The organism is Streptomyces cellostaticus (assembly GCF_001513965.1).
Lineage (GTDB): Bacteria > Actinomycetota > Actinomycetes > Streptomycetales > Streptomycetaceae > Streptomyces > Streptomyces cellostaticus.
The window spans coordinates 81,508-108,484 of the sequence record NZ_KQ948024.1; the positions used below are offsets into that span (position 1 = coordinate 81,508).

General features: G+C 70.9%; 25 protein-coding genes and 1 tRNA gene. 4 read left to right on the forward strand and 22 right to left on the reverse strand.

The genetic code is table 11. From position 1 onward, the window contains the following. The 5 genes from AQI88_RS20335 to AQI88_RS20355 form a co-directional block, all read right to left on the reverse strand. A partial coding sequence (locus AQI88_RS20335; protein ID WP_159050367.1) for an AMP-binding protein occupies window positions 1-933 on the reverse strand: 933 nt, incomplete at its 3' end. A gap of 40 nt (window positions 934-973) precedes the next feature. Then, window positions 974-1,435, reverse strand: a complete 462-nt coding sequence (locus AQI88_RS20340) for a DUF3592 domain-containing protein (protein ID WP_067001165.1) — start codon at window positions 1,433-1,435, stop codon at window positions 974-976. Window positions 1,436-1,524: 89 nt separating this feature from the next. Next, window positions 1,525-2,130 (reverse strand): lytic polysaccharide monooxygenase auxiliary activity family 9 protein, encoded by a 606-nt coding sequence (locus AQI88_RS20345; protein ID WP_067001166.1) that lies wholly within the window; start codon window positions 2,128-2,130, stop codon window positions 1,525-1,527. Window positions 2,131-2,298: 168 nt separating this feature from the next. Then, complete coding sequence (locus AQI88_RS20350; RefSeq protein ID WP_067001167.1) at window positions 2,299-3,492, reverse strand: SPFH domain-containing protein; 1,194 nt, start codon at window positions 3,490-3,492, stop codon at window positions 2,299-2,301. Between the two features lie 65 nt (window positions 3,493-3,557). Continuing rightward, window positions 3,558-4,607: a peptidoglycan-binding protein gene (locus AQI88_RS20355; RefSeq protein ID WP_067001168.1), complete on the reverse strand. Its 1,050-nt coding sequence runs from the start codon at window positions 4,605-4,607 to the stop codon at window positions 3,558-3,560. Window positions 4,608-4,792: 185 nt separating this feature from the next. On the opposite strand from AQI88_RS20355, the gene AQI88_RS20360 reads away from it, so the two are divergent. From AQI88_RS20360 to glxA, 4 genes are all read left to right on the forward strand, one after another. After that, window positions 4,793-4,866: transfer RNA gene (locus AQI88_RS20360), tRNA-Lys, on the forward strand. Window positions 4,867-4,932: 66 nt separating this feature from the next. Beyond that, entirely contained in the window at window positions 4,933-5,655 is a 723-nt protein-coding gene (locus AQI88_RS20365) for a FadR/GntR family transcriptional regulator (protein WP_067001169.1), read from the forward strand. Between the two features lie 308 nt (window positions 5,656-5,963). Beyond that, on the forward strand, window positions 5,964-7,994 hold the full coding sequence (locus AQI88_RS20370) for a glycosyltransferase family 2 protein (protein ID WP_067001175.1): 2,031 nt from the start codon (window positions 5,964-5,966) through the stop codon (window positions 7,992-7,994). After that, entirely contained in the window at window positions 7,991-9,931 is a 1,941-nt protein-coding gene (glxA, locus tag AQI88_RS20375) for a radical copper oxidase GlxA (protein WP_067001178.1), read from the forward strand. Before AQI88_RS20370 ends, glxA begins: the two co-directional genes overlap by 4 nt. Before the next feature lie 65 nt (window positions 9,932-9,996). On the opposite strand, the gene AQI88_RS20380 is transcribed toward glxA, so the two are convergent. The 17 genes from AQI88_RS20380 to AQI88_RS20460 form a co-directional block, all read right to left on the reverse strand. After that, window positions 9,997-11,013 (reverse strand): glycoside hydrolase family 6 protein, encoded by a 1,017-nt coding sequence (locus AQI88_RS20380; RefSeq protein ID WP_067001181.1) that lies wholly within the window; start codon window positions 11,011-11,013, stop codon window positions 9,997-9,999. Window positions 11,014-11,092: 79 nt separating this feature from the next. Beyond that, entirely contained in the window at window positions 11,093-11,755 is a 663-nt protein-coding gene (locus AQI88_RS20385; RefSeq protein ID WP_067001183.1) for a class F sortase, read from the reverse strand. Between the two features lie 12 nt (window positions 11,756-11,767). After that, window positions 11,768-12,337 carry a hypothetical protein gene (locus tag AQI88_RS20390; protein WP_067001195.1) on the reverse strand — a complete coding sequence of 190 codons (570 nt, stop codon included), beginning with the start codon at window positions 12,335-12,337 and terminating at the stop codon, window positions 11,768-11,770. A 106-nt stretch (window positions 12,338-12,443) separates the two neighbouring features. Beyond that, complete coding sequence (locus tag AQI88_RS20395; protein ID WP_067001197.1) at window positions 12,444-13,223, reverse strand: HAD-IIA family hydrolase; 780 nt, start codon at window positions 13,221-13,223, stop codon at window positions 12,444-12,446. A gap of 129 nt (window positions 13,224-13,352) precedes the next feature. Continuing rightward, window positions 13,353-14,831, reverse strand: a complete 1,479-nt coding sequence (locus AQI88_RS20400; protein ID WP_079057707.1) for an alkaline phosphatase family protein — start codon at window positions 14,829-14,831, stop codon at window positions 13,353-13,355. A 102-nt stretch (window positions 14,832-14,933) separates the two neighbouring features. After that, the gene (locus AQI88_RS20405; protein WP_067001199.1) at window positions 14,934-15,989 is read right to left on the reverse strand and encodes a 2-aminoethylphosphonate ABC transporter substrate-binding protein; all 1,056 of its coding nucleotides are present in this window, start codon (window positions 15,987-15,989) and stop codon (window positions 14,934-14,936) included. A 40-nt stretch (window positions 15,990-16,029) separates the two neighbouring features. Then, the gene (locus AQI88_RS20410; protein ID WP_208615842.1) at window positions 16,030-16,827 is read right to left on the reverse strand and encodes an ABC transporter permease; all 798 of its coding nucleotides are present in this window, start codon (window positions 16,825-16,827) and stop codon (window positions 16,030-16,032) included. Further along, entirely contained in the window at window positions 16,814-17,659 is an 846-nt protein-coding gene (locus AQI88_RS20415) for a 2-aminoethylphosphonate ABC transporter permease subunit (RefSeq protein ID WP_079057685.1), read from the reverse strand. The genes AQI88_RS20410 and AQI88_RS20415 overlap by 14 nt, the downstream gene beginning before the upstream one ends. Then, on the reverse strand, window positions 17,652-18,698 hold the full coding sequence (locus AQI88_RS20420; protein WP_067001205.1) for an ABC transporter ATP-binding protein: 1,047 nt from the start codon (window positions 18,696-18,698) through the stop codon (window positions 17,652-17,654). The genes AQI88_RS20415 and AQI88_RS20420 overlap by 8 nt, the downstream gene beginning before the upstream one ends. A gap of 1 nt (window position 18,699) precedes the next feature. Further along, window positions 18,700-19,398 carry an HAD family hydrolase gene (locus AQI88_RS20425; protein ID WP_079057686.1) on the reverse strand — a complete coding sequence of 233 codons (699 nt, stop codon included), beginning with the start codon at window positions 19,396-19,398 and terminating at the stop codon, window positions 18,700-18,702. A 5-nt stretch (window positions 19,399-19,403) separates the two neighbouring features. Continuing rightward, window positions 19,404-20,528, reverse strand: a complete 1,125-nt coding sequence (locus AQI88_RS20430; protein ID WP_067001214.1) for a TIGR03364 family FAD-dependent oxidoreductase — start codon at window positions 20,526-20,528, stop codon at window positions 19,404-19,406. Window positions 20,529-20,671: 143 nt separating this feature from the next. Next, entirely contained in the window at window positions 20,672-21,427 is a 756-nt protein-coding gene (locus tag AQI88_RS20435) for a GntR family transcriptional regulator (RefSeq protein ID WP_067001225.1), read from the reverse strand. Window positions 21,428-21,477: 50 nt separating this feature from the next. Then, on the reverse strand, window positions 21,478-22,320 hold the full coding sequence (locus AQI88_RS20440) for a hypothetical protein (RefSeq protein WP_067001228.1): 843 nt from the start codon (window positions 22,318-22,320) through the stop codon (window positions 21,478-21,480). A 153-nt stretch (window positions 22,321-22,473) separates the two neighbouring features. Beyond that, window positions 22,474-23,343, reverse strand: a complete 870-nt coding sequence (locus AQI88_RS20445; protein ID WP_067001230.1) for a carbohydrate ABC transporter permease — start codon at window positions 23,341-23,343, stop codon at window positions 22,474-22,476. Further along, entirely contained in the window at window positions 23,340-24,290 is a 951-nt protein-coding gene (locus AQI88_RS20450; protein ID WP_067001233.1) for a carbohydrate ABC transporter permease, read from the reverse strand. The genes AQI88_RS20445 and AQI88_RS20450 overlap by 4 nt, the downstream gene beginning before the upstream one ends. Beyond that, complete coding sequence (locus AQI88_RS20455) at window positions 24,284-25,636, reverse strand: ABC transporter substrate-binding protein (RefSeq protein ID WP_208615843.1); 1,353 nt, start codon at window positions 25,634-25,636, stop codon at window positions 24,284-24,286. The genes AQI88_RS20450 and AQI88_RS20455 overlap by 7 nt, the downstream gene beginning before the upstream one ends. Then, the gene (locus AQI88_RS20460; protein WP_079057687.1) at window positions 25,633-26,631 is read right to left on the reverse strand and encodes a GNAT family N-acetyltransferase; all 999 of its coding nucleotides are present in this window, start codon (window positions 26,629-26,631) and stop codon (window positions 25,633-25,635) included. Before AQI88_RS20460 ends, AQI88_RS20455 begins: the two co-directional genes overlap by 4 nt. Window positions 26,632-26,977 lie beyond the last annotated feature (346 nt).

Consider the following 26,977-nt stretch of genomic DNA (forward strand, 5'->3'; position numbering starts at 1 on the left):
GCCCTCGGACGATCCGTAGCCCTCCACCAGCCGCACCCCGAACCGCCGCTCGAAGGCCGCCGCGTCCACGGCGCCGGCCTCCGTCCCGAAGCCCGTCCGCAGGGGGTTGTCCCGGTCGTCGGGCCGCGCCTCGGTGGCGAGGATGTACTGAATGGCCCGGCCGACATAGGTGAAGTACGTCGCCCGGTACCGGCGCACGTCCGCCAGGAACCCGGACGCCGAGAACCGCCGCCGCAGCGCCACCCCCGCCCCGGCGGCCAGCGCCGGCGCCCAGTCCGCGATCACCGCGTTGCCGTGGAACATCGGCATGCAGATGTAGTGGACGTCGTCCGCGCCCACCCCGAACTGCTCGACGAGCGAGTGCCCGGCGGCGGCCAGCCGGCCCTGGGAGCAGAGCGCCGCCTTGGGGGCGCCGGTGGAGCCGGAGGTGAAGCAGAGCAGGATCCGGTCGGCCGGGGTGGCCCGGGAGGGGTCGGGTACGGCACCGGCGTACGGGGCGAGGAGGTCCTCGTACTCCGGGGTGTCGGTGACCAGGAGCCGTACGCCGGGCAGGTCCGGGCCGGCCAGCAGCGGCAGGTGTGCGGTCTGCGTGATCAGCAGCGGGCACTCGGTGTGCAGGATGTCACGGACCAGCTCGGGGCCCCGACGGGTGGGGTTGATCCCGGCGACCGCGGCCCGGGCCAGGGCGGCCGCGGCCAGCCACAGCGGGAACTCCGGGGTGTTGTCGAGCAGGACACCGACGTGCGGTTCGGCGCCGGGTGGCAGCAGGTCGGCCAGCAGCGCCGCGCGGGCCGCCGCCCCGGCCGCGACCTCGTGCTGGGTCAGCACCCGCCCCTCGCACCACAGCCCCGGCCGGTGGTCACCCCACCGCGCCGCCACCAACTCGGCGACCGTGCGCCTCCCGGACTCCCCGAACTCCCTGGACTCCTCCATGGGGGCGCACGATAATTGACGGATCGTCAGATGTGGAGGGCTACGGCATGAAGTCGTCCGTCATCGAGAAGGCCGTGTGGACGCCGATCATGAAGGCGATGCAGCCGGCGGCGAAGACGGCGAAGAACGCCAGCAGGCAGCCCGTGCCGGCCGCGAGCTTCCCGGGCGCCGGGGGCTTGGCGGTGGCCTTCTCCGGGCGGTCGGCCGCGTAGTGCACGGTGACGATGTCGCCCTGGACGATGGTGGAGGGGCCGTTCTGCTCCTCGAACCGGACGGCACGGCCCTCGCGCGTGGTGAACTCGTAGACGTGGTGCAGCGTCGTACTGACCGAGGTCTGCCCGCCACCGCTGGTCGTGGTGTACGCGTTCAGGCAGCGCGCCTCGGCCGTGAGCCCGCTCTCCCAGGCCCTGCTGATCTCATGGGAGCGGCCCAGCACGTTGCACGCGGCGAACAGCACGATCGCGATCATGATCGCGGGCACGATGTAGAAAAAGGCTTCCATGGGGTCCCCCGGTGGTCGGTACGCCGCCTCGAATGATCGACGTGGCGGGAACGTACCCCCACCGGGGGCCGGATTTGCTCAAGAGGGGCTCAGAACGCGACGTCCGAACAGGCGTAGAACGCGTTGCCCGTGTCGGCGATCGTCCACACCGCGAGGATGACGTGGTGACCGCTCAGGCCCGACGGCAGGGTGCCGCTGTGACTGAGGGTGGCCGGCGGACGCTGGCCGTTGTACGGCACCGTCAGGAACGGGGTGAGGTTGAGGTCGGAGCGGGAGAGGGCGTGGTTCTGGTTCCAGCCCTGCCTGGTGACGTAGTACTTGAAGTCCGTCGTGGCGTGCATGGCGGTGAACTGCCAGCGGAACGTGTACGACTGACCGCCGTTCACCCTGGTGGTCGGCCAGGCCGCGCCGGACGGCGTGGTGGGCGAGCTGAGCTCGGCGAAGCGGCTCAGGCCGCCGTTGCAGAGCTGGCCGTCGGCGGGTCCGGCGGCCGGGAAGCCCTTGGGGCCCTCGACGCTCTGCGGCTCCCACTGGATGTCGCCGCAGTTCGCCACGGTGCCGTTCTGGCAGAGCTTCTGCCTGCTGATGGGGAGGTCGGTGTAGCCGTGCCCGCTGGCGCCGCCGGTGGAGAGCGCGAAGGCTCCGGCGGTCGCCACGCCCAGCACGGCTGCGGACAACTTGGTCTTCGTGCGCATGCTGCCGCTCCTGGAGAACGTGGGGGAGGTTCACTGAGCTGAGCTGTGCCGCGCCACGTTGTGGCACTAGGTCTAGACCAAGTGTCAGGCTATTGCCGTTAGTTGAACATGTCCATACCAATCACGAGCTCCGTCACGGGCTCCTTCACGAGCCCCCCACCGGGACCCTCACACCGGCTCCCCGCGCCCCGAGCAGAACGCCACCGTCAGGTCCCGGACCAGCACCTTGCGCTCGTAGTCGTCCAGTTCGACAAGACCGCGCATGGTCAGCCGGGTCACCGTGTCCTCCACCGAGTCCACGACCGAGTTGAGCATGCTGGAGCGCTGCCGGGCGTCCAGCGCGGCGATCCGGCGCCGGTGCATCGCGGCCGCGACGTCGGGGGCGTACTCCACCCGGACCGGCTGCACCGAGAACACCTCCAGGCCGATCGGCCCCGCGTCCGCCGCCACCAGCCGGGTCAGCGTCTCCCCCGCCGCCGCCACCCCGCCCCGCGTCCCGCCCGGCAGCTCCACCGGAACCCGGGCCAGCGCCGCCTCCACACACTCCCGCAGATACGTCTCGTGGTCGTCGATGTCGAGCACGGCCCGCGCGGTGTCCCGCACCCGCCACACCGCCAGCAGCACCACCCGCAGCGGCACCCCGTTCGCATCCGCCGCCGGCATCGCCTCGCTGCGCCAGTGCCGCAGCCGTACGTCGACCCGGCGCCGCCGCAGCAGCGGGTTCACCCACAGCAGGCCGGTGCGCCGGACCGTCCCCCGGTAGCGGCCGAACAGCCCGAGCAGCCGGGCCTGCCCGGCACGCCCCCGGGCCAGACCGCCGAAGCCGGTCAGGCCCAGCGCCCCGGCTCCGGCGTACGCCGCCCACTGCGCGGGCCCGAGACTCGCACTCGTGGACGCCGGCAGGCGCAGCGACTCCACCACGAGCGGCGGCAGCACGCCCGCCCACCACGAGGTGACCAGGCAGCCCGCGAGGCCGGCCGCCCCCGCCAGCACCCCGGCCATGCCGGGCAGCACCCGCGCCGGCCGCTCCACCAGCTCCGGGTCGACCTGCGGCACCGCCCGGCTGCGGGCCGGGGCCGGGCGCGTGAGGCGCGGCTGTTCGCCGGTGCCCTGCCGGCGGCCCACCACGGCGGGCTTCAGCGGCACCGACACCGGCTCGGGGTCGTCGCGGAAGAGCAGGTGGACGGGGATCTCGGTGGTCACCTCGTTCTGGATCAGCCGGGCCGGACGGGTGGCCGTACCCCCTGGGCCCGCCATGGCGCCCGCACCTCCCGCGGGCCCCGGGCCCACCGTGGCCGCCGGGCCCGCCGGACCCTCGGGATGCTCCTCGGACTCGGGCGTGTGTGACGTGGTCGTACTCATGCGTGCCTCCAGCCTCCGCGCCAGATGCGTCATGGCAGTGGTGCCGACAGTGGGAGTGGGCGCGCCTACGCGAACAGGCGGCGCCAGGTCTCCGGGCCCGGGTAGCCGTCCGCCGCGCCGCCCCGCCAGCCCTGGCTGCGCTGGAAGGCCTCCACGGCCCGCCGGTCCGCTTCGCCCCAGCGCGGACCGGGCCCGGTGGCGTAGAAGTTGCCGAATCCTTTCTTCACAAGCCGTCTCCCCAGCTCGGTGACGTACTCGTTCTCCTCGCCCGGGCGGAAGAGGTTCCGGCCGGGATAGCCCGGCACACCGTGCGAGGCGGGCGTCCGGGGCGGCCCGGCGGGCCGCGGCGCCTTGCTGTCGGTCGCCGGCTGCGTGCCCGCGGTGGCTGCGGTCACGCCCTTGTAGCGGTAGGGGACGTACTTGTCGGCGTGGTTCCAGTAGGGGTACGGGGTGGCCTGGCGGCGGGCGTGCGCGGGTGTCTGTTCGTAGGCCATGTAGGAGGCGTGCGTGTAGTCCGTCCAGCCGCCGAAGATCACGACGTGGGAGCCGCCCGCGGGGTTGTTCGCGTTGTGGAAGAGCAGGACGTCGCCGGGCTGCAGATCCTCCTTGGTGATCTTCACCCCGTACCGGCCGAGGCTGCCCGTCCACTCGTTGCCGGGCAGGCCCCAGGCCATGGACACGAAGCCCGAGCAGTCCTGCCGGTACCCGTCGGACCAGAACCTGCGCATGTTGTACGGCACCCGCGCGGCGACCCAGAGCTTGGCCCGGATGATGATGTCGGTCCGGGTGGCGGCGGGAACCGGGGCGGCCGCGGGCGCCGCCGGCTTGCCGGCCAGGCCGTACAGCGGGGCCTCTTTGCCCTGCGGGGTGGCGGGCCCGTCGTCCCTGGCCGGGTTGCCGGGCCCGGGCGGGGAGTGGGGGGAGGCGGGGGCAGCGGCCGCGGGAGCCACGCCGAGGGCGGCGGATGCGGCGGCCACGACCACGACCCCCCGGGCCGCCGGATGGACGCCGAAGCGGGCGGGCAGCGGGCCGGGGCCCGCCCGCCGCCCGTGGACGCAGCCGGGGCAGTCACAGCCGCTCACGGGGTCGACGTCCTCGAACACCGGAGTGGTCATGCGATCTGCCTCACATTCGGGGTGGAAATGTCCGCGAGTGTGCACGTTGATCAGTTTCACAACTGTGCTCCGGACGCGCATGTTGACGGTCCGAATGATGTACAGCCCCTACGCCCCCCTCCCCGGGGGCGCTCGAGGTGGTCGGGAGCACCCCTCGAGGTCGGGTAGAGTTCTCTTGTCAGCAGGCGCCGCTAGCTCAGTTGGTTAGAGCAGCTGACTCTTAATCAGCGGGTCCGGGGTTCGAGTCCCTGGCGGCGCACCGACCGATCAGGCCTCTCATGCGAATGAGGGGCCTGATCGTCGTTTGGCCGGATACCCTCTGGCCATGGCAGCCCGGGACCTTCAGGAGCGGATCAAGAAGCTCATCATCGACCGCCGGCTGCGCTCGGGCGCCCCGCTGCCGACCGAGCCTGAGCTGATGGAGTTCCTCGGGGCGAGCCGGAACTCGGTCCGGGAGGCCCTGAAGGCGCTGCAGGCGATGGGGATCGTGGAGATCCGGCACGGGTTCGGGACCTACGTCGGCCCGATGTCGCTCGCCCCGATGAGCGAGGGCCTCGCCTTCCGCACGGTCGCCGGGCACTACCGGGGCGAGGACTCCCTGCTCCAGTTGCTGGAACTGCGCGAGGCGGTCGAGACGGGACTGGTCTCGCGGCTGGCCGGGCGACTGCCCCAGGCCGACCTCGTTGAACTGGACGCCCTCGTGAACCGTATGGAACGGGAGGCCGCCGAGGGACGCGGCCTCGCCGAAACGGACCGGGCGTTTCACGCCACCCTCTACCGGGGGCTGGACAACGCCCTGCTGAGCGAGGTGCTGGAGGCGTTCTGGGACGCCTTCCACCGGGTCCAGCGCGATCTGGTGGACGTACCGCAGGACCCGCGGGTCACCTGCCGCCAGCACCGGGAGATCCTGGACGCGGTCCGCTCCGGCGATTCCATACGGGCGGAGGAGGCCATAAGAGACCACTTCGGCAACATCCGTGCCCGCCTCTCCCTCACCGGCACGCCCGAGCCTCCCGAGCACCACCCGCGCCACAATGAACGGGTTTGACCGGTAAACACGGCGTTTCGCGTCTTGCGATCATGCTGAGCGCCGTAGAACCCTGGTTGTTCACGATGCCGCGGATTCGCGGCAGTTGGGGGGAAAGCGGTTGCTGGCCGACGGGGAGGGGGCCCCGTTCATGAACCGGTGCCGAGGGGGGCATCATGCAACCGGAAGGTCGCGGTCCCGTGTCTATAGGGTGTGCATGACGTGGTGACTGTGCCTCACCACCGAACCGCCTGTGACGGCCGAGGGGACCCCGACCGGGCGGAAGAACCGACGAACACGCAGTGACCTGCGTGTGGGGGGAATGACTCATGACGTCGACGCCGACGGGCGCCCGGCAGAGCCAAGAACAGCACAACGACCCGTCACAGACCGCTCAACTCCGTGCGGTTACGCACCGGACCGGCCAGTTCCGCCGGATAAAGAAGACCCTGCCGAGATACGACTACGAGCACTACAGCCGGCTCGCCGGTCCCCTCACCCAGCCCGACCCGACCAAGCCGTACAAGGTGCAGTACCGCTCCCTGCTCTCGCAGGAGCCGCACCGCATACGCGCCGCGCTCATGCTGGGCGCGGCCCCGCTGCTCTCCCTGGTCCTGCTGTTCTGGCTGCTCCAGCCCGAACACTGGACCGAACGCGACTACCCGGCCTACGACTTCCTGCCGGCGCTGGACATCGTCATGCTCGTCTCGATCGGTCTGATCGAGTTCTTCCGCTGCATGAACGTGCTGTCGAACGCGCACGCCACCCTCGTCGCCCGCGACCCCATACCGGTCGTGCCCGAGACCGGCACCCGCGTCGCCTTCCTCACCTCCTTCGTGCCCGGCAAGGAGCCGCTGGAGATGGTGACGAAGACCCTGGAGGCGGCGGTCAAGCTGCGCCACCGGGGCCTGCTGCACGTGTGGCTGCTGGACGAGGGCGACGACCCGGCCGTCAAGGAGGTCTGCGCCCGGCTCGGCGTCCACCACTTCTCCCGCAAGGGCGTCGCCCAGTGGAACCAGCCCAAGGGCCCGCACCGCGCCAAGACGAAACACGGCAACTACAACGCCTGGCTGGAGGCGCACGGCGGCCAGTACGACTACTTCGCCTCCGTCGACACCGACCACGTCCCGCTGCCCAACTACCTGGAGCGGATGCTCGGTTTCTTCCGCGACCCGGACGTCGGCTTCGTCATCGGCCCGCAGGTGTACGGCAACTACGACAACCCGATCACCAAGGCCGCCGAGTCGCAGCAGTTCCTCTTCCACGCGCTGATCCAGCGCGCCGGCAACCGGTACGGCGCCCCGATGTTCGTCGGCACGTCCAACGCCGTGCGCATCAGCGCCATCAAGCAGATCGGCGGCCTGTACGACTCGATCACCGAGGACATGGCCACCGGGTTCGAGATGCACCGCGCCAAGAACCCGGCGACGGGCCGGAAGTGGAAGTCCGTCTACACCCCGGACGTCCTCGCCGTCGGTGAGGGCCCGAACGCCTGGACCGACTTCTTCACCCAGCAGCTGCGCTGGTCCCGGGGCACGTACGAGACGATCCTCAAGCAGTACTGGAAGGGCTTCTTCACACTGCCGCCCGGCAAGCTCTTCAACTACACGATGATGATCATCTTCTACCCGATGTCCGCCCTCAACTGGATCCTCGCGGCGCTGAGTTGCGCCCTGTTCCTGGGCCTGGGCGCCTCGGGTGTGAACATCGACCCGACCGTGTGGCTGATGCTGTACGGCAACGCCTCCGCGCTCCAGATCGGCCTCTACATCTGGAACCGGCGGCACAACGTCTCCCCGCACGAGCCGGAGGGCTCGGGCGGCGTCGCCGGCATGATGATGTCGGCCCTCTCCGCGCCGATCTACGCCCGCTCGCTGATGGACGCCGTGCTGCGCCGCAAGAGCAAGTTCGTGGTGACCCCGAAGGGCGAATCGGCCAGCCCCGACACGCTGTTCGGGACGTTCCGGATCCACTGGTTCTTCATCCTGGTCTTCGCCGGCTCACTCACCGCCGGCTTCGTGTTCGGGCACTCCCACCCGGCGATGATCACCTGGGCGGTGTTCGCCCTGCTGATCACCGCCTCGCCGATCTTCGCCTGGCGGTACGCGCTGCGGCAGGAGAAGAAGAAGCCCCGGCAGGCGGCGGGTACGGCCGCGGCCGCACCGGCGGTGGCGGAGCCGCAGGACGCGGTGCCCGCAGGGTACGCGGCCCACGCGCCGCAGACCCCGCCCGCACCGCACGCCCGTCAGCAGCGGCCCACCTGGGCTGCCTCGCCCGACGGGCCGGGCGGGGGACCGGCGGGGGACAACGACCAGAACATGCAGATCGCGCTCGGTGGACTTGGGGGACGTAAGGAATGAAGGACCAGGCCGGCCGCCGCCGTGCTCGTCGACTCGCGATAGGCACGGCGGTGGTACTCGCGCTGGCCGGGATGAACGGGCCGTGGCTCTACCGCTTCGGAACCGAGCAGTACCACCAGTACAAGATCAACAAGCCCGGGTACAAGGCCGCGAACGGCCACTGGGACATCATCGAGTTCCCCAAGGAGTACCGCCAGGACACCATCCACGCGGCGCTGCTGCACACCGGCAAGGTGCTGCTGGTCGCGGGCTCGGGCAACAACCAGGACAACTTCAACGCCAAGAAGTTCGACACCCGCATCTGGGACCCGGTCAAGGGCACGATCAAGAAGGTGCCGACCCCGGCCGACCTGTTCTGCACCGGCCACACCCAGCTGGCCAACGGCAACCTGCTGATCGCGGGCGGGACCAGGCGGTACGAGAAGCTCAAGGGTGACGTCACCAAGGCCGGCGGCCTGATGGTCGTGCACAACGAGAACCCGGACAAGCCGATCACGCTGCCCGCGGGCACCGCGTTCACCGGCAAGGAGAACGGCAAGACCTTCGTGTCGAAGGACCCGGTGCTCGTGCCGCGCGCGAAGAAGGTCTTCGACCCGAAGACCGGCGCGTTCGTGCGCAACGACCCGGGGCTCGGCCGTATCTACGTCGAGGCGAAGCAGAGCGGCTCCAAGTACGAGACCGGCACCCAGGACAACTACCGGGTGCAGGGCCTGACCGGCGCCGACGCACGCAACACGTACGGCATCGCGCAGAAGCTCGCCCTCGACAAGAAGGACTTCCAGGGCATCCGTGACGCCTACGAGTTCGATCCGGTCGCCGAGCGGTACATCAAGGTCGACCCGATGAACGAGGCCCGCTGGTACCCGACGCTCACGACCCTGTCGGACGGCAAGATCCTCAGCGTTTCCGGTCTTGACGACATCGGTCAGCTGGTGCCGGGGAAGAACGAGATCTTCGACCCCAAGACCAAGAAGTGGACGTACACGAAGACGCTCCGGCAGTTCCCGACGTATCCGGCGCTGTTCCTGATGCAGAACGGGAAGATCTTCTACTCGGGGTCCAATGCGGGGTACGGACCGGACAACGTCGGCCGTGAGCCCGGCATCTGGGACGTCGGCACCAACAAGTTCACCAAGCTGCCCGGGCTCGGTGACCCCAACATGATGGAGACGTCCGGGACCGTGCTGCTGCCCCCGGCCCAGGACGAGAAGTTCATGGTGGTCGGCGGGGGCGGGGTCGGCGAGTCGAAGCTGTCCAGCAAGAAGACGCGGCTCATCGACCTGAAGGCGAAGAACCCGCGCTTTGTCGACGGGCCCGAGCTGGAGAAGGGCACCCGGTATCCGCAGTCCTCGATCCTGCCCGACGACACCGTGCTGGTGTCGGGCGGCTCGGAGGACTACCGGGGGCGCGGCGCCTCCAACATCCTGCAGGCCCGGCTGTACCACCCCGACAGCAACAGCTTCACCCAGGTCGCCGACCCGCTGGTCGGGCGGAACTACCACTCCGGCTCGCTTCTGCTGCCGGACGGGCGGGTGATGTTCTTCGGGTCCGACTCGCTCTATGCGGACGCGGCGAACACCAAGCCGGGGAAGTTCGAGCAGCGGATCGAGATCTACACGCCGCCGTATCTCTACCGAGGGGGGGCTCGGCCGACGCTCAGTGGTGGTCCGCAGACGATTGCGCGGGGGGCTTCCGGGACGTTCACCTCGCAGCATGCTTCACGCATCAAGAAGGTGCGGTTGATTCGGCCCAGTGCGTCTACGCATGTGACGGACGTGGATCAGCGGTCTGTCGCGTTGGATTTCAAGACGTCGGGCGACAAGGTGACGGTGACGGTGCCTACGGATCGGAATCTGGTGCAGTCGGGGTGGTACATGCTGTTTGTGGATGATGGTCAGGGGACGCCGAGCAAAGCGCAGTGGGTGAAGGTGCCGTAGCGCTCCCGCGGGTGGTTCTTCGGGTGCGGGAGCGCTGTGGCTTGTCGCGCAGTTCCCCGCGCCCCTCAGGGAGTTGTCGCTCGCGCCAGCTGCAAAGCGTAAGTCGGCCACCATTGGCCTGCCTTCGGGCCGCCCTTGCAGGTGCCGTCCGATTCGCCCGGGCGCTTGACCCACAGGTAGGAGTCCACCGATGGGTCTGCCGTCTTTGTCGTCGGGGTTTCTCCCAGGGAGCGGCCGGGCGGGTTGCACCAGCGCTCGGAGGGATTGCCGTTCGCGTACGGGCCGTTGCCGTTGCGGCTGGTGTCGATGACGAAGTGTTTGTCGCCCACCTTTGCCGAGAGCTGTTTGCCGTAGGCGATGGAGTCCTTGGTGGAGTAGAAGTTGGCGACGTTCACGGAGAAGCCGTCGGCCTGGTCGATGCCGGCCTGCTGGAGGGGCTGGAAGATCTGGTCGGGGTGGCCCCAGCCCGCGTTGCCGGCGTCCAGGTAGACCTTGGTGTTCTTCAGGGACTTGAGCTTGGCGACGGCACCCTTGAGGAGGTCGTAGCGCTCCTCGCGGAACTGGCCCGGGGTGCAGCCGTCGACGAGGTGGAGTACGGCGTCCGGTTCGAGGATGACGGTGGCGGCGCGGTCGCCGATGCCCTGGGCGACGCCTTCGATCCAGGCGCGGTAGGCGTTGCCGTCGGCGGCGCCGCCCTGTGAGTACTGGCCGCAGTCGCGGTGCGGGATGTTGTAGAGGACGAGCAGGGCCGTGCGGTCGGACTTCTCGGCGGCCTCGGTGAAGCCGCGGGCCTCCTGCTCGGGGTTCTCCGGGCCGATCCACTCCCCCGTCGGCTGCTCGGCGATCCTGCGGATCTGCTCGGCCTCGGTCTTCTTGCCGGCCTTCTCGTAGGCGGCGACCTGGCGGGCCGCGTTGCCGTCCGGGTTCACCCAGAACGGGTCGGTGGCCTTGGGCTGCTGGGTGATCGTGGCCCCCGGATCAGCCTTGTCCCCGCCGGAGGAGCACCCGGCGAGCAGCAGTGCCGCCCCCAGTACCGCCGCGGACGCCCGTGCCGAAGGCCGGGGCCTCCTGCTGTCGTACATGCGATTCCCCCCTGGGCGCATTGTTCCGAATGCCCATCGTGGCATACCGGCCGTGCCGGTCACGAGGTCGCACGGGCGCTCACGGGCCGGTGCCGGTGAGGTATGCGGAGACCACCACGTTGGCCGTGTAGCTGTGGCTCGTGCGGTCGAAGGCGCCGCCACAGGTGATCAGGCGGAGTTCGGCGCGGCCCGGCTTGCGGGGGCCGTAGGCCTGCCGGGCGTCGAAGTCGTCGCGGGCCAGGACGCGGATGTCGTCGACGGTGAAGCCGGCGACCCTGCCGTCCGCACGGACCACCCGGACCGTCTCGCCGGGCTGCAGGGAGCTGAGCTTGTAGAAGACGGCGGGCCGGGTCGCGGTGTCGACGTGTCCCACCATCAGCGCGGTCCCCGCCGCGCCGGGCGTCGTTCCGGAGCGGTACCAGCCGACCACGCCGGGCTGGTCGAACGGCGGCGGGTCGACGGCGCCCCGGCTGTCCAGCCCGCGGGCCACCACGGGCGCCTGCACGCCCAGTGCGGGGATGTCGATGCGCTGCGGGAGGGCGGATCCGAGCGGCTTGGCCGCGGGAGGCAGCCGGACCTGCGGGTCGAGCCCGGCCACGTCGCCGGTGGCGGGTCCGGCCGGGTTCTGCGGTACGCCGGTCACGCTGCGGCCCCACAGCCACAGCCCGAGCAGCAGGAGGACCCAGGCCAGGCCGGTGACCAGGCGTCCGGTGCCGGTGGTGCGCCCCTGCTCGTCGGACATGGGTGCGCACTCTCAGTCCGTGCCGCGGCTCCGGCGGGCCCTGAGCAGCCCGACGGCGGCCGCTGCGGTCCCGGCCAGAGCCAGGCCGGTCACCGCCTGGACCGTGCCGGGGCCGGAGCCGCTGCCGGCCACCGTGGCGAAGTGCGCGGTGCCCCCTCCGCCCGCCTGGACCGGGGCGACGGGAGAGGGGGGCACGCTGGGCTGGGTGAACTGGTTGAACAGGTCGGTCCGGCCGGACTGCCCCGCGCCTTTGCCGACCACGGTGACCGTGCCGGTGAGCACGGAGCCGGCGCAGGTGACCTTCACGTCGTAGGCGCCCGGCGCGAGCGTGGAGCGGACGCGGGTCTCGCCGGACAGGGCGCCCTGGGCGCCGGTCAGCCGTGCGCCGGAGACGAAGGCGGACGAGACGGCGGTGCCCTGGGATCCGGTGCAGCCGCGCACCCGAAGGGCCACATCGGTGCCCGGGGCCGGGGAGGCAGGGGTCACGGAGACTCCGTGGCTGTCGTCGGCCGTGTGGGCCACCGGGGCGAGGGCGGTGACGGCCAGGAGTCCCGTGCAGAGAGTGAGGCGTAGTGAGCCCATCGTGAACCTCCAGATACTGGGAGGCTCCCCCGTAGGGCGCGCCTCCGCATCCTCGGGAGGCGCGCGATTGCTCCATATGGGTGGTACGGGGTTGGGAAGTTCCTGGTCAGACGCGGTCGACCAGGTCCGCGATGGAGTCGACGACCTGGGAGGGGCGGAAGGGGTAGCGGTCGATGTCGTCGGGCTGGGTGACGCCGGTCAGCACCAGGAAGGTGCGCATCCCGGCCTCCAGGCCCGCCAGGACGTCGGTGTCCATGCGGTCGCCGATCATCGCGGAGGTCTCCGAGTGGGCGCCGATCGCGTTGAGCCCGGCGCGCATCATGAGCGGGTTGGGCTTGCCGACGAAGTACGGCTTCTTGCCGGTGGCGGCGGTGATCAGGGCTGCGACCGAGCCGGTGGCGGGCAGGTCGCCCTCGGTGGACGGGCCGACGTTGTCGGGGTTGGTGGCGATGAACCGGGCGCCGTCGTTGATCAGGCGCACGGCCTTGGTCAGGGCCTCGAAGGAGTACGTCCGGGTCTCGCCGAGGATCACGAAGTCGGGCTCGTGGTCGGTGAGGATGTAGCCGATGTCGTGCAGCGCGGTGGTCAGTCCGGCCTCGCCGATGACGTAGGCGCTGCCGCCGGGCCGCTGGTCGTCCAGGAACTGGGCGGTGGCCAGCGCGGAGGTCCAGATGTTCTCCACCGGCACGTCCAGGCCCATCCGGCGCAGCCGGGCGTGCAGGTCACGGGCGGTGTAGATGGAGTTGTTGGTGAGCACCAGGAAGGGGCGCCCGGAGTCGCGGAGCTTCTTCAGGAAGGCGTCGGCGCCGGGGATCGGGACCCCCTCGTGGATGAGGACGCCGTCCATGTCGGTGAGCCACGACTCGATGGGCTTGCGGTCTGCCATGTGCTTGCGTCTCCTGGCGTGCGTACGGTCAAGAAGCGGGGGCGCCGGAACCACGGCGTACCGACGCCCCCAGCCTAATCAGGGTGGCCTGATCCTGACCCTGGTCAGGACGGGCTGATCACCGACTGATCACTGACTGATCCGTACTCCGTCGATCACCCAGTACCAGTTGTTTCCTCCGGTGTAACGGAAGCGGACCCGGACCGTGGTCGCCCCGGCCGGGACCTGGAGGGTGACGGTCTCGGTGCGGGAGGGGACGTCGGCGGTGTAGGTGCGCACCGGGACGGGGGCGGCGCCGTCGTAGGAGACGAGGACCTCGCCCTTTTGCGGGGACTCCTGCCGGTAGTAGGTGGTGTAGGTGAGGGTGGCGCCGCGGCCGCCGGTGACCGGGTGGGCGGGGCTGACGAGGGTGGAGTCGAAGCTGCCGGTGAGGGTCTTGTCGCTCCACTCGTCGCCGTCTGCGACGGCGAAGACGTTCCGGGCGCGGATGTTGCACTCGCGGTTCTGGTCGCGCTGGGTCTGGGTCCAGAACTCGTCCGTGGTGAAGGACCAGCCGCGCCATTCGGTGACCCCGCCGCCGCCCATCGCCGAGTTGTCGACGGACCAGCCGGCGGGCGGGGTGTGGGTGAAGCCGAGGATGCCCGCCGGGATGCCGGTCTCGTCGACGCGGGACTGCAACCGGCCGCGCAGGGCGTCGAAGTCGTCGGGGGCGGGCTGCTGGACGGGGCGGCCGTCCAGGTCCCAGGCGGGGTCGAGCGCGATGCCGAGGTGGGCGAGCGCGGAGGCGGCGACGTCCGGCATCTTCACGTCGTTGCGGACCGAACCGGCCGCCAGGGTGGGCCCGGTGGCGATCAGGAAGGTCTGGCGTTCCTGGAGGGTGGAGCCGCCGTGGCCGCCGGGGTCGGTGTGCCCGTGGTCGGCGGTGACCATGATCAGCCAGTCCTCGTCGGCGTAGCCGGGGCGGGACTTGACGGCGTTGACCAACTGGCCGGCCTGGGCGTCGGCGGTGTGGATGGCGTCCAGGTACTGCTGGGAGGCGGCGCCGTAGCTGTGTCCTGCGTGGTCGATGTTGTCGAGCTGGACGAAGACCACGTCCGGATTGCCGTCCCGCAGCTGGGCGAGGGCGCGGGAGGTGGTGCCGGTGTCGTACTCGGCGCTCGGGGTGGAGACGCGGGTGTCGACGTTCGGGGAGAAGACGGTGTCGGTGATCGGTGCCCAGGAGGAGACGGCGTACGTGTTCAGCGACGGCTTCGCCGTCTCGGCCCGGGTCAGGAAGTCGGGGTACTGGGCGAACTTCGCCCCGCTGAAGGTGTTGTCCTTGACGTTGTGCTTGTCCGGCCAGACGCCGGTGATGATCGTGGACCAGCCGGGGCCGGACAGGGTGGGCGCGAGCGGGTTGGCGTAGATGCTGCTGGGCGCGGTGAGCCCCGCGGCCATCAGGGCGTCGAGATTCGGGGCGTCGGCGTCCTTGATACGGCTGAGCAGGCAGCCGTCCAGGCCGATGACCAGGACCTTGGGGGTCCTGGCGGCGGCGCGGGCGACGACGGCGAGCGGGCCGGCCGATACGGCGACCGCGGCGGCGGAGACGAGGAACGTGCGGCGTGACATGCGGTACGACACGGAGACCTCCGTAGGAAACGGGTGAGCGCGTGTTGCGGGCATGGCAACGCCCCCGGTGGAGCCAGGGGCGGTACAGGTCCAGGGGGGTGGTCAGCTGCCGGTGGCGGACTTCCAGTCCTCGACGTAGGTCGTGAGGTTCTTGTCGATGTCGTTCCAGTCCGGCGCGAAGATGTCCACGCCGTCCATCAGCCGGGTGAGCGCGATGGCGTTGGCGTCGGTGGCCTTCACGTCCTGGCGGGCGCTGAAGCCGCCGCCGATCTCGCTGACCTCCTGCTGGGCCTTCTGGCCGAGCAGGAAGTCGAGGAGCTTCCTGCCGTTCTCGCTGTGCGGGGCCTTGGTGACGAGTCCGGCCGCGTAGGGCAGGGCGAAGGTGGTGGGCTTGCCGTCCTTCCCGGCCGGGAACCAGATGCCGAGGTTGGGCATGGTCTTGGACTGGGCGTAGTTCATCTGCACATCGCCGTTGGCGACGAGCAGTTCGCCCTTGTCGACCTTGGGGGCGAGCTTGCCGGTGGAGGCGGACGGGCCGACGTTGTTGGCCTGGAGCTTCTTCAGGTAGGCGAGGGCCGCGTCCTTGCCGCCGAAGTCGTGGATCGCCTTGATCAGTACGGCGGTTCCGTCGCCGGCGACACCGGGGGTGGAGTACTGGAGCTTGTTCTTGTACTTGCCGTCGAGCAGTTCCTGCCAGGTGGCGGGGGCCTGCTTCAGCTCCTTCTTGTCGTAGACGAAGCCGAAGTAGTTGTTGACGACGGAGGTCCAGGTGCCGTCGACGGCCTTGTCGGCGCCGCTGACCTGCTCGGAGTCCTTGGGCGCGTACTTCTGGAGCAGGCCCTTGCCGTCGGCCTGCTGGATGAACGGCGGGAGGGTGACCAGCACGTCGGCCTGCGGGTTGTTCTTCTCGCGGACGGCGCGCTGCACCATCTCGCCGGAGCCGCCCTCGACGTACTTGACCTTGATCCCGGTCTGCTTCTCGAAGTCCGCGAAGACCTTGTCGTACCAGCCGTCGCCGTCCTCGCCCTTGAGGCCGTCGGCGCTGTAGACGGTGACGACCTTCGCGTCGGAGGCGGCGGAGGAACCGCCGCAGGCGGACAGCAGCGGGGTGGCGAGCAGGGCGAGGGCTACGGTGAGCGTGACGCTGTTTCTGGGCATGGCGAGGCGAACTCCTTGCAGATGAAGGCGAGTTGAGGACTCAGCGGTACGAGGCCCGGGTGCGGACGCGGGAGACGGCGAACAGGACGAGCAGGGTCGCCGCCATCAGGACCACCGCGATGGCGGAGCCCGCGAAGAGGGCGCCGCGGTCGGTGGCCGCGTAGATCAGGACGGGGAGCGGGGTCCAGTCGGGCGGGTAGAGCATCATCGTGGCGCTCAGCTCGCCCATGGACAGGGCGAAGCAGAGGCCGGCGGCGGCGGTGAGCGAGGGCAGCAGGAGCGGCAGCCGCACCCGCCACAGGACGTACGCGGGCCGGGCGCCGAGGGAGGCGGCGGCCTGCTCGTAGGCCGGGTCGAGGCGGGTGATGGCCGCCGACACGGACTGGTGGGCGAAGGCGGTGACCAGCACGGTGTGGGCGAGGATCACGATCCACCGGGTGCCGTTGAGCAGCATCGGCGGCTTGGAGAAGGCCACCAGGACCGACAGTCCGACCACCACCGACGGCACGGCGACGGGCAGCACGAACAGCGCGTCGAGCAGGCGGCGATGGCGCTTCTTCAGGGCCGCCCCGGCCAGCGCGGCCCAGGTGCCGGTGGCAAGGGCGAGCAGGCTCGCGGTGACGGCAGTGACCAGGCTGGTGGTCAGGGCCTGGAGGGCCTCGCCGCGGGTGGCGGCACGGTAGTGGCCGGTGGTCAGGCCCGAGGGCAGGACGCCGGACCAGTGGGTGGCGAAGGAGGCGCCGAGGACGACGAGGAGGGGCAGGGCGAACAGGGGCAGGAAGAGGACGAGGAACACCGCCCACACCGCCCACTTGGCCCTGCGGCTATGCACCAGCACGACGGCTCACCACCCGGTAGAGGCCGTACAGCCCCACGGAGATCAGGACGTTGACGACGGCGACCACGCACGCGCCCGGATAGTCGGACTCCAGGATCGCCTTGCTGTAGACGAGCATCGGCAGGGTCGTGACCCCTTTCGCGCCGGTGAACAGCACGATCCCGAACTCGTTGAGGCACAGCACCAGGACGAGGCTGCCGCCGGCCGCGAGCGCGGGCAGCGCCTCCGGCAGGATCACCTGCCGCACGATGCGGGGCGCGCGGGCACCGAGCGAACTGGCCGCCTCCAGCTGTGCGGTGTCGAGCTGGGAGAAGGCGGCGAGCAGCGGCCGCATCACGAACGGCGTGAAGTAGGTGACCTCGGCCAGCAGCACGCCCCAGGGGGTGGTCAGGAACTGGAAGGACCCGATGATGCCCGTGGTGCCGTAGATGAACAGCAGCGCCAGCGTGATGAGGAAGGACGGGAAGGACAGGTACACGTCGATGAACCGTGCCACCCCCTTCGCCCCGGGAAGCGGCACGAACGCGATGACCAGCGCCAGCAGGAACCCGAGGACCAGACAGCCGCCGGTGGAGGCCAGCGCCAGCCACACGGTGGTCCACAGCGCGTGCCGGAAGGCTTCGGAGGCGAAGACGTCGGCGTACGGCTGGAGCGAGGTGCCGCCGCTGTCGGGCCGGAAGGACTGCTGGACGACGAGGGCGAGGGGGTAGAGGAAGAAGAGGGCGAGGAGGGCCACTGGAGGCAACACCCACAGCAGCCGCGCCCCAAAGGGGCGCGGGGAACTGCGCGGCCAGCCACGAACAACCCGCGGTTTGCGAACGGCCTCAGCCATGGCCGGCTCCTGCGGCCAGCAGCACCGCGTCGTCAGGCGCGAAGTGCAGGCTCACCAAGTCCCCGTGGGCCGGCGGGTCCTTCAGTTCACGCAGGTCAGCCATGACCGTGTGCCCGTCGACCTCGACGTACAGCCGATGCGTGGCCCCGCGCCACTGGATCTCCCGTACGACACCGACGAGTTGGTTGGGGCCCTGGCCCAGCCCGACGACGTGCGGCCGTACGCACAGCGTGGCCCGTGCCCCCACGGCCACCCCTTCGGTGGCGACCTTCAGCTCGGTCCCCGCAAAGGAGACGCCCCCGGCCCCGACGGTCACCGGCACCAGGTTCGCGCCGCCCACGAAGGAAGCGGTGAACTCGTCGGCCGGGGAGCGGTACAGCTCCCTCGGCGTACCGCAGGCTTGCAGGCGGGCCTTGTCCATCACCGCGATCCGGTCCGCCAAGGTCAGCGCCTCGACCTGGTCGTGGGTGACGTACAGCATCGACACCCCCGGCAACTCCCGGTGCAGCCGGGCGAGTTCGGTCAGCATCCCGGACCGCAGCCGGGCGTCCAGCGCGGACAGCGGCTCGTCCAGGAGCAGCACCTCGGGCCGGATGGCGAGGGCGCGGGCGATGGCGACGCGCTGCTGCTGCCCGCCGGACAGCTCCCGTGGGAAGCGGCGGGCGTAGGCGGCCATGCCGGTCATCTCCAGCGCCTCGGCGACCCGCCCCCGTATCTCGCCCTTGGGGGCCTTGCGGGCCTTCAGTCCGAAGGCCACGTTCTCGTCCACCCGCAGGTGCGGGAAGAGGGCGTACTGCTGGACGACCATCCCGATGCCCCGCCGGTGGGGCGGCAGGTCCGTCACGTCCTTCTCGGCCAGGAACACCCGCCCGGAGGCGGGCCGGACGAACCCGGCGACCGCCCGCAGCGCAGTGGTCTTGCCGGATCCGGACGGCCCGAGGAGCGCCATGACCTCGCCGGGCTCGACGGTCAGGTCGAGGGAGTCGAGAACGACGTTGCCGTCGTAGGCGACCGTGACGGAGTCGAAGCGGATGCCCATCTCACCGGGCTCCCGTGAGCAGCGCGGGCAGCTGGGCGACGGAGTCGAGGACGTGGGTGGCGCCGGCCGCGCGGAACGCGTCGTCGGCGTGGGCGCCGGTGCGGACGCCCGCGACAAGGCCCGCTCCGGCGCGTACGCCGCTGAGCACGTCGTAGGAGGTGTCGCCGACGACGGCGACCTGCCGTACGTCCTCGGCGGCCTTCGTACGGACGAAGGCCTCGAGCACCATGTCCGGGAAGGGGCGCCCGCGCCCGCCCGCGTCGGCCGGGCACAGGGTGAGCGGTACGAGGTCCCGCCAGCCGAGGGCGGCCAGGACGGCGTCCTGGGTGACGCGGGCGAATCCGGTGGTCAGGACGACGGTACGGCCGCTGCCGGCCAGTTCCTCGATGGCCTCGCGGGCGCCGGGAACCGGGGCGATCAGGCCCGCGTCGACAAGGTCGCCGTACGCCCTCTCGAAGGCGGTGTTGGCGCGCTGGGCGAGCTCCTCGGCCCCGAACAGGTGCCGGAAGACGGAGATCTTGGACTCGCCCATGGTGGCGCGGACGTAGTCGAGTTTTTCGGCGTGGTCCGGGGAGCCGGGCTCCACGCCCAGCTCGGCTGCGGCCGCCTCGAAGGCGCGCTCGACCAGGCCGCCGTCGGCGACGGTGGTGCCGGCCATGTCGAGGACGACGAGACGGATGTCGCGGATGTCGGTGGTCAACTCTCTCACCAGCCCAGTTCGTTCGCGGTGGTTTCGGCTATCGCCGGCGAGCAGGTCATGCCGCGCCCGCCGGGCCCGGTGACCAGCCACACCCCGTCGCTCACCTGCTGCCGGTGCACCACCCGGCCCGGGTCGGTGCACTGCGCGTACACCCCGGCCCAGCGGCGCCGGATGCGCGGCAGCGGCCGGCCGAGCAGGGACTCGACGACCCCGGCCAGGTGCTCGTACGGCTCCTCGACGGTGTCGAAGGCGAAAGGGTGCTCGTACTCGTGGGTGTCGCCGATGGTCAGACCGCCGTCGGCGCGCTGCACCATGAGCAGTTGCATACGGTGCTCGGCGGCGGTCGCCGGCTGCGGCCGGCGGGCGTTGAGCTCGTCCAGCGCCGGGGAGGCGTAGGCCGGGTAGTAGCGGAAGCTGTCGGCGTCCGCGACCGAGGTGGTGAGCGGCTCGCCCAGCGGGTCGGTCTGCATCATCTGGAGGCGGACGCGGCGCACGGGCAGGTCGGGCCCGGCCAGCTCGCGGACGAGTCCGCCGAGCCAGGCACCGGTGCACAGCACGACGGCGTCCGCCCGGTGCACGTCGCCGTGGTCGTCCCGGACGGCCCCGGCACCGACCACCTCGCGCACCTCGCGCCCGGGCAGGAAGGTGTAGTCGGGGGACTTCAGCAGCTCTGCGCGCAGCGCGAGCTGGGCGGTGCGCGGCTCGACGGCGGCGTCGCGCTCGCAGTGGAGGGCGGCGGTGAACTCGCCGCGCAGGGCCGGGTTGAGGGCCCGTGCCTCGCCCGGGGTCAGCAGCCGGTAGCCGCGGGCGGCGGCGTCCGCACGGGCCACGGCGGCTTCGGCGACGGCGAGTTCGAGGGGGCCGCGTACGGGGGTCAGGGAGCCGTTGGCGCGGAACCCGAGCGCGGGTACCCGCGCGCCGGTCTCCTCCCACAGCTCCCGCGCCCGCAGTGCGGTGTCCAGCTCTTCTCCACCGGCGCGTCCGCTGACCCAGATCTGCCCGAAGTTGCGGAGCGAGGCGCCGCGCGCCTCGGCCTCCCGCTCGATCTGGACGACCTGATGGCCGCGTGCCACTGCTTGCCAGGCGTGCATGGTGCCCACCACGCCTGCTCCGACGACTGTCACTCTCACGGCGGCAACGCTCCTCGCGGTCGGGGAACCGGAAAGGTCCGGCTGACAACGAGAGCGTGAACGAGCCATCACGTTTGGGCTAGACCCGTTATCTTTTCGTGATATTCGAAGGAGGGTGGGAGGAGGCGGAAAGGGCCCTTTTCTCAGCCTTTGAGGTGCGTGGTGAACGAGAACCGGTCACCGCGGTACAGCGTGCGCACGCGCTCCAGCGGCCGTCCCTCCGTGTCCCGGGACACGCGGTGGATCAGCAGCATCGGCAGGGCCGGCGGGGTGCCGATGAGCAGAGCCTCGCGGGGGGTGGCCAGCACGGTCTCGATGCGCTCGTCGGCGTCGCCGAAGTCGATGCCCTGGGCCTTCAGATAGGCGTAGAAGGAGGAGTCGGGGTCGAAGTCGCCGTCGAGGCCCGGCACCCGGTCGACGGCGACGTACGTGCTCTCCAGCCCGACCCGCTCGTCGTCGGCGAGCAGCACCCGCTCCAGGTGCCAGACGGGTTCGCCCCGGGTGAGTCCGGTCTCGGCGGCGAGGGGCTCCGGGCAGGGGAAGCGGTCGAGGGTGACGAGCGTACGACCGGGTGTACGGCCCTGCCTGCGCACTCCCTCGGTGTAGCTGGCGAGGGAGAGCGGCTGGGCCAGCTTGGGCCCGGCGACGACGGTGCCGCGCCCGCGCCGCTTCAGGCGCCCCTCCAGCACCAGCTCCCGTACGGCCTGCCGCACGGTTTCGCGGGCGACGTCGTAGCGCTCGGCGAGATCGCGCTCGGTGGGGATGACGCTGTCCTCCCCCAGCTCCTCCAGCAGTGCGGCGATGCGCGCCTTCACCGCGTAGTACTTCGGGATGCGCCCGTGCTCGGGGATGCCGGAGCGGACGGGGGCGCCGGGGGCCTGGTCGTTCGGGTAGTCCACGGAGGGATCGTCGCAGATGGCGACCTGTCTGTCGGAGGGCGGTCCGGGCCTCAGCGGCGCCGGCGGGCCAGCAGGTACGCGCCTGCGCCGACGGCGAGGAGTGCGGAGCCGGCCGCGAGCAGACCGTGCGCGAGTCCGAGGCCGGTGCGGGCGAGTTCCCGGGCCCGTTCCCCGGCTTCCTCGGCCTCCTGGGCGAAGGCGAGGGCGGTGTCGTCGTCCGGGTCGGCGCTTGTGGGGGTGGCCTCAGGAGTGCCGGCCGGGCTTGCCTCGGCCGTCTCCGGGGCCGCCGTCCCCTCCGTGGCCGCCGCTGTCTCCTCGTCCTGCCCGATCCCGAAATGGTAGTCATCGGACTGCCCGACCCAGTCCCCGTCGTCGCCCCGGCGCTGGACGACGGCCGCATTGGCGGTGACCTGGTCGGGGGCGGAGTCCAGCGCGACGGAGAGCCTGACCCTGACGGACACGGTCTTCCCGGGCGCCACGGTGAACCCGTCGAACCCCGGTGCGTCCAGCACACCGACCAGCTCCTGCTCGTCGGTGCTCTCGAAGGTGACGGGGTGGGCGCGGGGGCCCTCGTAGAAGTCCAGGTCGGTCTGGGACGGCTTCAGGACGCGCTTGTCGTCCACGAGGACGATGACCGGGTGGATGCCGGTGCAGATCCGGTGGGTGGTGTTGGTGAGGTCGATGTACCAGGTGCCGTAGCCTCCGCCCGCCTCGTAGGAGGCCGGTCCGCCGCGGATGCGGGTGGCCAGGGGGAAGGCACGGCCGCCGGACGCGGCGGACGCGGCGCAGGCGGGAGCAGCCGCGTCCGCGTGAGCGACGTCCGACGACACGGGCACGAGAGCGGCGGCTGCGGCGAGGCAGAGGGACAGGGACGTGCACAGTCGCATGAACACATGACCCTGCCGGGTGGGGGCGGGGGGCCTTGGGTGCCACTCCGGGAGCAAGGGACAAGTCCGCTCGATCAGCGGACCGGGGATCGCCGCTGCACCGCGGGCCGTCACCCGGCTGCGGGCCCGCGCGGGCCGGTCGCGCGGTTCCCCGCGCCCCTACTTGAGGCCGCTGAGCATGACGCCGCGGATGTAGTACTTCTGCAGCAGCAGGAAGAGGATCAGGACCGGCAGGATGCTCAGGACGAGGCCGGCCATGACGATGGGCATCGTGCGGGTCGGATCGACGTAGTCCTGCAGGAGCTGGATGCCGACGGGCAGGGTCATCACATCCGGGTTGGCGGTCGAGACGAGCAGCGCCCAGATGTACTCGTTCCAGGCGTCGACGAAGGTCAGCAGCCCGAGCGTCACCAGGACCGGCTTGGTCTGCGGCACCACGATCCGCCACCACACGGCGAACTCGCCGGCCCCGTCGATACGCGCGGCCTCCAGGACCTCGTCCGGGATCGAGACCATGAACTGGCGCATCAGGAAGATCCCGAAGCCGTTGACGAGGAACGGCATGGCGAGCGCCGCGATGCTGACGGTCAGGCCCGCGCCGCCGCGCCCGAACAGGTCGTTGCCGCCCGCCAGCGGCCAGTGCACCAGGATCAGGAAGTGCGGGATGAAGAAGAGGAACGGCGGGAACATCATGGTCGACAGCACCAGGCGGAAGATGAAGTCCCGGCCGGGGAAGCGGAGTTTGGCGAGCGCGTAGCCGGCGAGTGACGAGGTGAGCAGCACCGATCCGGTGATCAGGGCGGTGGCGATGACGCTGTTGCGGAAGAGCACCGGCAGATCGAGCTGGTCGAACGCCGCCCGGTAGTTGGACAGGTCGAACGCCTCGGGCAGGAAGCGGTACGGCAGCGTGCCGGACTCGCCGGGCCCTTTGAAGGACGTCATCACCATGTCGAGGAACGGCACCACCGTGAGCACGGCGCCGGTCACGACCACCAGATACGACAGCCACGGGAAACGGCGGCGGATCATGCGTCCTCCCCCTTGCGCCTGAAGATCCACAACTGCACCAGGGTGACCCCGAGGACCACCACGAACAGCACGAAGGCGGCGGCGCTCGCGGTGCCCCAGTCGCCGTACGAGAAGGCCTGCCGGTACATCTCCAGCGCGGCCACATCGGTCGCGTCCCCCGGCCCGCCCTTGGTCATCACGATGATCAGCGCGAACGACTGCAGGCCGGTGAGGAACTGGGTGATGCACACGAACAGCAGGGACGGCCGCAGCAGCGGCAGGGTGATCTTCCAGAAGACGGTGACGGGCCCGGCGCCGTCGAGGGCGGCGGCCTCGTAGTACGACTCGGGAACCGACTTCAGCCCGGCGGTCAGGATGAGGATCGCCGAGCCGACCGAGGCCCAGGCCTGGACGACCACGACCGAGGGCAGCGCGGTGTCCGGGTCCTGGAGGAACGCCACCGAGCCGAGCCCGAGGGCGTTGAGGACGCCGTTGACCAGGCCGCCCGGCTCGTACATGTACTTCCACACGTTGCCGACGGCGACGACGGTCGTGACGATCGGCAGGAAGTACAGGGTGCGCCACAGCCCCTGGAACCGCAGCTTGTCGATGCAGGTGGCGACGAGCACGGAGCCGGCCAGCGCGAGGGCCACGGTGCCCAGGGCGAACAGCAGCGTGTTGGTGAGGATCGGCGCCAGGAACGTCGATCCGTCCGCGAAGAGGCCGGTGAAGTTGTCCAGGCCGACCGGATCGATGTCGCCGAGGTCGAACCCGGCCCAGCGGGACATCGACAGCAGCAGCGCGAAGCCGAGCGGCAGGATCAGGAAGAGCGCGAAGAACAGCAGCGCCGGCGCCAGGAAGAGGTAGGCGACGACGGCCTGGCGGCGACGACGGGTCCGGCTGCGGCCGTCGACGGCGGCCCCGTGCGCCACTCGCCCGGTCGTCACCGGGGCCAGGGTATTCACCATGAGCGCGACACCTCCTGATCGACCTGGCGGCGGGTGGTGCGCAAGGCATCGTCGACCGACTGCTGACCGGTCCACAACGCCTCGATGTTCTTGCGCAGCAGCGACTTGGCCTGCTGCGCGCCCGGCACGTTGGGCTCCGGCACCGCGTACGCCAGCGCGTCCAGGAACGGCCGCAGGTTCGGATCGCTGCCCTTGCCGAGGAGCGTCCGCATGTCGTCGGCGCGGCCGGTCATGGAGCCGACCGACACCTGCAAGGAGCTCATCCGGGTCGCTGTCGCGCCCTTCGCGGCGCTCTTCACGCGCACCTTCTCGGCGTTGAGCCAGCGCAGAAACTCCCAGGCCTCGCGCGGGTACTCACTGGCCGCGTTGACCCCCAGCATGAAGCCGGTGGAGAGCGTGGCGCGCTTGTCGTCCGCCCCGGGGACGGGCACGGGCGCGACGCCGACATCGCGGTAGTCCTTGCCCATCAGGGCCTTCAGGCTCCCGGTCCACCAGCCCGCGCTGACCACCATGGCCACCTGCCCGGACGGGAACGCCTTGTAGACGTTGACGCCGGGGGCGCTCGCACCGTTGACGACGAGGCGGTGCTCCAGATCGAACACGGCCCGGCCGGCCGGCGAGTCGATGGCGGTGCGCCTGCCGTCCGCGGAGACGAACCTTCCGCCGGCGGCGTTGAGCAGGGCAAGGGTCTGGCCGACGGTGGTGGAGTCGTCGTAGGTGGACAGCCCGAACCCCTGGACCAGCGTGTTGCCGTACCGGTCCCGCCTGGCGGTGCGCTGGGCCGTCTCCTCCAGCTCCGGCCAGGTGCGCGGAGGGCCGTCGATGCCGGCCTCGCGCAGCAGCCGCCTGTTGCAGTAGAGGGCGTACGTCTGCACCTCGGTGGGGTAGCCGTAGACCTTGCCCCCCACCGACGAGGCGGCGACCGCGGCCTCGCCGTAGCCGCGCGTGATCTCCTCGGCGTGCTCGGACGGAGCGGGCCGCAGGACGCCGGCCTGGACGAGCTGGCCGTTCCACAGGCAGTACGGGTGGAGGATGTCGGCGCCCTGGCCCGCGGCCTGCCGGACCATGAACGTGGTCAGCAGGTCCGTGAACTCGACGGCCTTCGTCCGCACCTTGACCCGCTCGTGCGTGGCGTTCCACGCGTCGACCGGGCCCTGCAGGGCCGCCTTGGCCTCCCCGCTCGCGTAGTGGGAGAGCAGGGTGAGGACGATCGGATCTCCGGGCCGCCCGGTGCCCTGGTGCGGCGCGGCGCATCCGGAGGCGAGCAGCGCCGAGGGGAGCGAGAGCGCGAAGTGACGGCGGCTCAGGCCACCATTCGGTGTCCGGGTGCGGCGGGACGGCGTCATCGGGCGGCCTCCCGGCGCATCACGCGGAACACCCGGGTCGTGCTGAAACCGGCCTTGCGGTACAGGTGGCCCGCCGGGGACTGCTCGCCGGTCCACAGGAACCACGCGGAGTGCGCGCCGCGCGCCCGCATCCGCTCCAGGACCAGGTGGAGCAGGACCTTGCCGAGTCCGGTGCCGCGCATCTCCTCCAGCACACCGAACGGGCCGAACCGCTCGTCCACCGACTCGTACGCGCCGTGCATCGCCCAGCCGGCCAGGCGGCCCGAAGGGTCCCGGGCGACGACGATCCGGTCGAGCGGCGTGCCCGCGGCCAGACACTCCCGGATCGCGCGCGCCCAGTCCGGGTTGAAGTGGTTCCCGGCGAGTGCGACGAGTTCCACCAGGTCGTCGTCGGACGGGGTGGCGAACCGGCAGCCCTGCGCCGTCAGTTCGTTCCGGCGGCGCACGACATCCTCCGGGAGGCGGTAGCCGACCAGGCCGCGGTCCATCGCCGCCGCCTCGTACCGAGTGCGAAAGCCCAGGGACTCGAGGAGTCCGGCCGCCTCCGGGTACGCCTCGGTGTCCAGGCCGGGGAGGACGTAGTTCGGGGTGTACGAGGAGAAGTCCACCCGGGTACGGCCGTGGCTGTGCAGCCAGTCGAGGGCGTCGGTCAGCAGCCGGCGGCCGAGGCCGCGCCCGCGGGCGGCCGGGTCGACGAAGAAGAACGGGATCCAGCCCTGCTCCGGCTCCAGGTCGGTGCCGGTCATCGGCGTCAGCCGGCGCACCGCGTAGGCGGCGCCGACGACGCGCTCGCCGTCGACGGCGACCCGAAGCCCCTCCGGATCGAAGTTGGCGTCGAGCAGCACCAGGGAGCGGAAGCGGTCCGGGGTGAGGGGGTCGGCCGGTGCACTCCGGCGCCACACCTCCACCACCTGCGGGCCGTCGCCCGCCCGAAAGCCACGCAGCTCGGCCCGGGATTGCGTCGTGCGAGTCGTGCGAGTCGTGCGATCGGTCATCGACGGGGTTGTCCTTCCGTGCGCAGCCGGGAGCCGCAGGAGGTCTCAGAGGTACAGCAGCACGTCGTCGCCGGCCCACCGGCCGGGCGGCGCGTGCAGTCGTGCGATCCCGGTCGTCACCGCGACGCGGTCGTCCGTGCTCATCCTTTGGCCCCGTCTGCCGGTGACATCTCGAAGCGGTTGTCGGGAATTTACTTGTATTCCCTGGCATTCACCGTGATTTGCCAATAGTCCGTGCGGAGGGCGGCGCGGGTGCGCCGGAACGCCTCTGAGGGAAGGGGCGAGCAGTGGGTGGAAGAGTCCCCTTGGCTGCGTGGCCGTCGGGACCACCGCCGTTGAACCGCGG

Bases quoted from the DNA above. Each gene is read 5' to 3' on its own strand.
- AQI88_RS20340 (WP_067001165.1), bottom strand. From the start codon at position 1,435: ATGGAAGCCTTTTTCTACATCGTGCCCGCGATCATGATCGCGATCGTG.
- AQI88_RS20345 (WP_067001166.1), bottom strand. From the start codon at position 2,130: ATGCGCACGAAGACCAAGTTGTCCGCAGCCGTGCTGGGCGTGGCGACC.
- AQI88_RS20350 (WP_067001167.1), bottom strand. From the start codon at position 3,492: ATGAGTACGACCACGTCACACACGCCCGAGTCCGAGGAGCATCCCGAG.
- AQI88_RS20355 (WP_067001168.1), bottom strand. From the start codon at position 4,607: ATGACCACTCCGGTGTTCGAGGACGTCGACCCCGTGAGCGGCTGTGAC.
- AQI88_RS20365 (WP_067001169.1), top strand. From the start codon at position 4,933: ATGGCAGCCCGGGACCTTCAGGAGCGGATCAAGAAGCTCATCATCGAC.
- AQI88_RS20370 (WP_067001175.1), top strand. From the start codon at position 5,964: ATGACGTCGACGCCGACGGGCGCCCGGCAGAGCCAAGAACAGCACAAC.
- glxA (WP_067001178.1), top strand. From the start codon at position 7,991: ATGAAGGACCAGGCCGGCCGCCGCCGTGCTCGTCGACTCGCGATAGGC.
- AQI88_RS20380 (WP_067001181.1), bottom strand. From the start codon at position 11,013: ATGTACGACAGCAGGAGGCCCCGGCCTTCGGCACGGGCGTCCGCGGCG.
- AQI88_RS20385 (WP_067001183.1), bottom strand. From the start codon at position 11,755: ATGTCCGACGAGCAGGGGCGCACCACCGGCACCGGACGCCTGGTCACC.
- AQI88_RS20390 (WP_067001195.1), bottom strand. From the start codon at position 12,337: ATGGGCTCACTACGCCTCACTCTCTGCACGGGACTCCTGGCCGTCACC.
- AQI88_RS20395 (WP_067001197.1), bottom strand. From the start codon at position 13,223: ATGGCAGACCGCAAGCCCATCGAGTCGTGGCTCACCGACATGGACGGC.
- AQI88_RS20400 (WP_079057707.1), bottom strand. From the start codon at position 14,831: ATGTCACGCCGCACGTTCCTCGTCTCCGCCGCCGCGGTCGCCGTATCG.
- AQI88_RS20405 (WP_067001199.1), bottom strand. From the start codon at position 15,989: ATGCCCAGAAACAGCGTCACGCTCACCGTAGCCCTCGCCCTGCTCGCC.
- AQI88_RS20415 (WP_079057685.1), bottom strand. From the start codon at position 17,659: ATGGCTGAGGCCGTTCGCAAACCGCGGGTTGTTCGTGGCTGGCCGCGC.
- AQI88_RS20420 (WP_067001205.1), bottom strand. From the start codon at position 18,698: ATGGGCATCCGCTTCGACTCCGTCACGGTCGCCTACGACGGCAACGTC.
- AQI88_RS20445 (WP_067001230.1), bottom strand. From the start codon at position 23,343: ATGATCCGCCGCCGTTTCCCGTGGCTGTCGTATCTGGTGGTCGTGACC.
- AQI88_RS20450 (WP_067001233.1), bottom strand. From the start codon at position 24,290: ATGGTGAATACCCTGGCCCCGGTGACGACCGGGCGAGTGGCGCACGGG.
- AQI88_RS20455 (WP_208615843.1), bottom strand. From the start codon at position 25,636: ATGACGCCGTCCCGCCGCACCCGGACACCGAATGGTGGCCTGAGCCGC.
- AQI88_RS20460 (WP_079057687.1), bottom strand. From the start codon at position 26,631: ATGACCGATCGCACGACTCGCACGACTCGCACGACGCAATCCCGGGCC.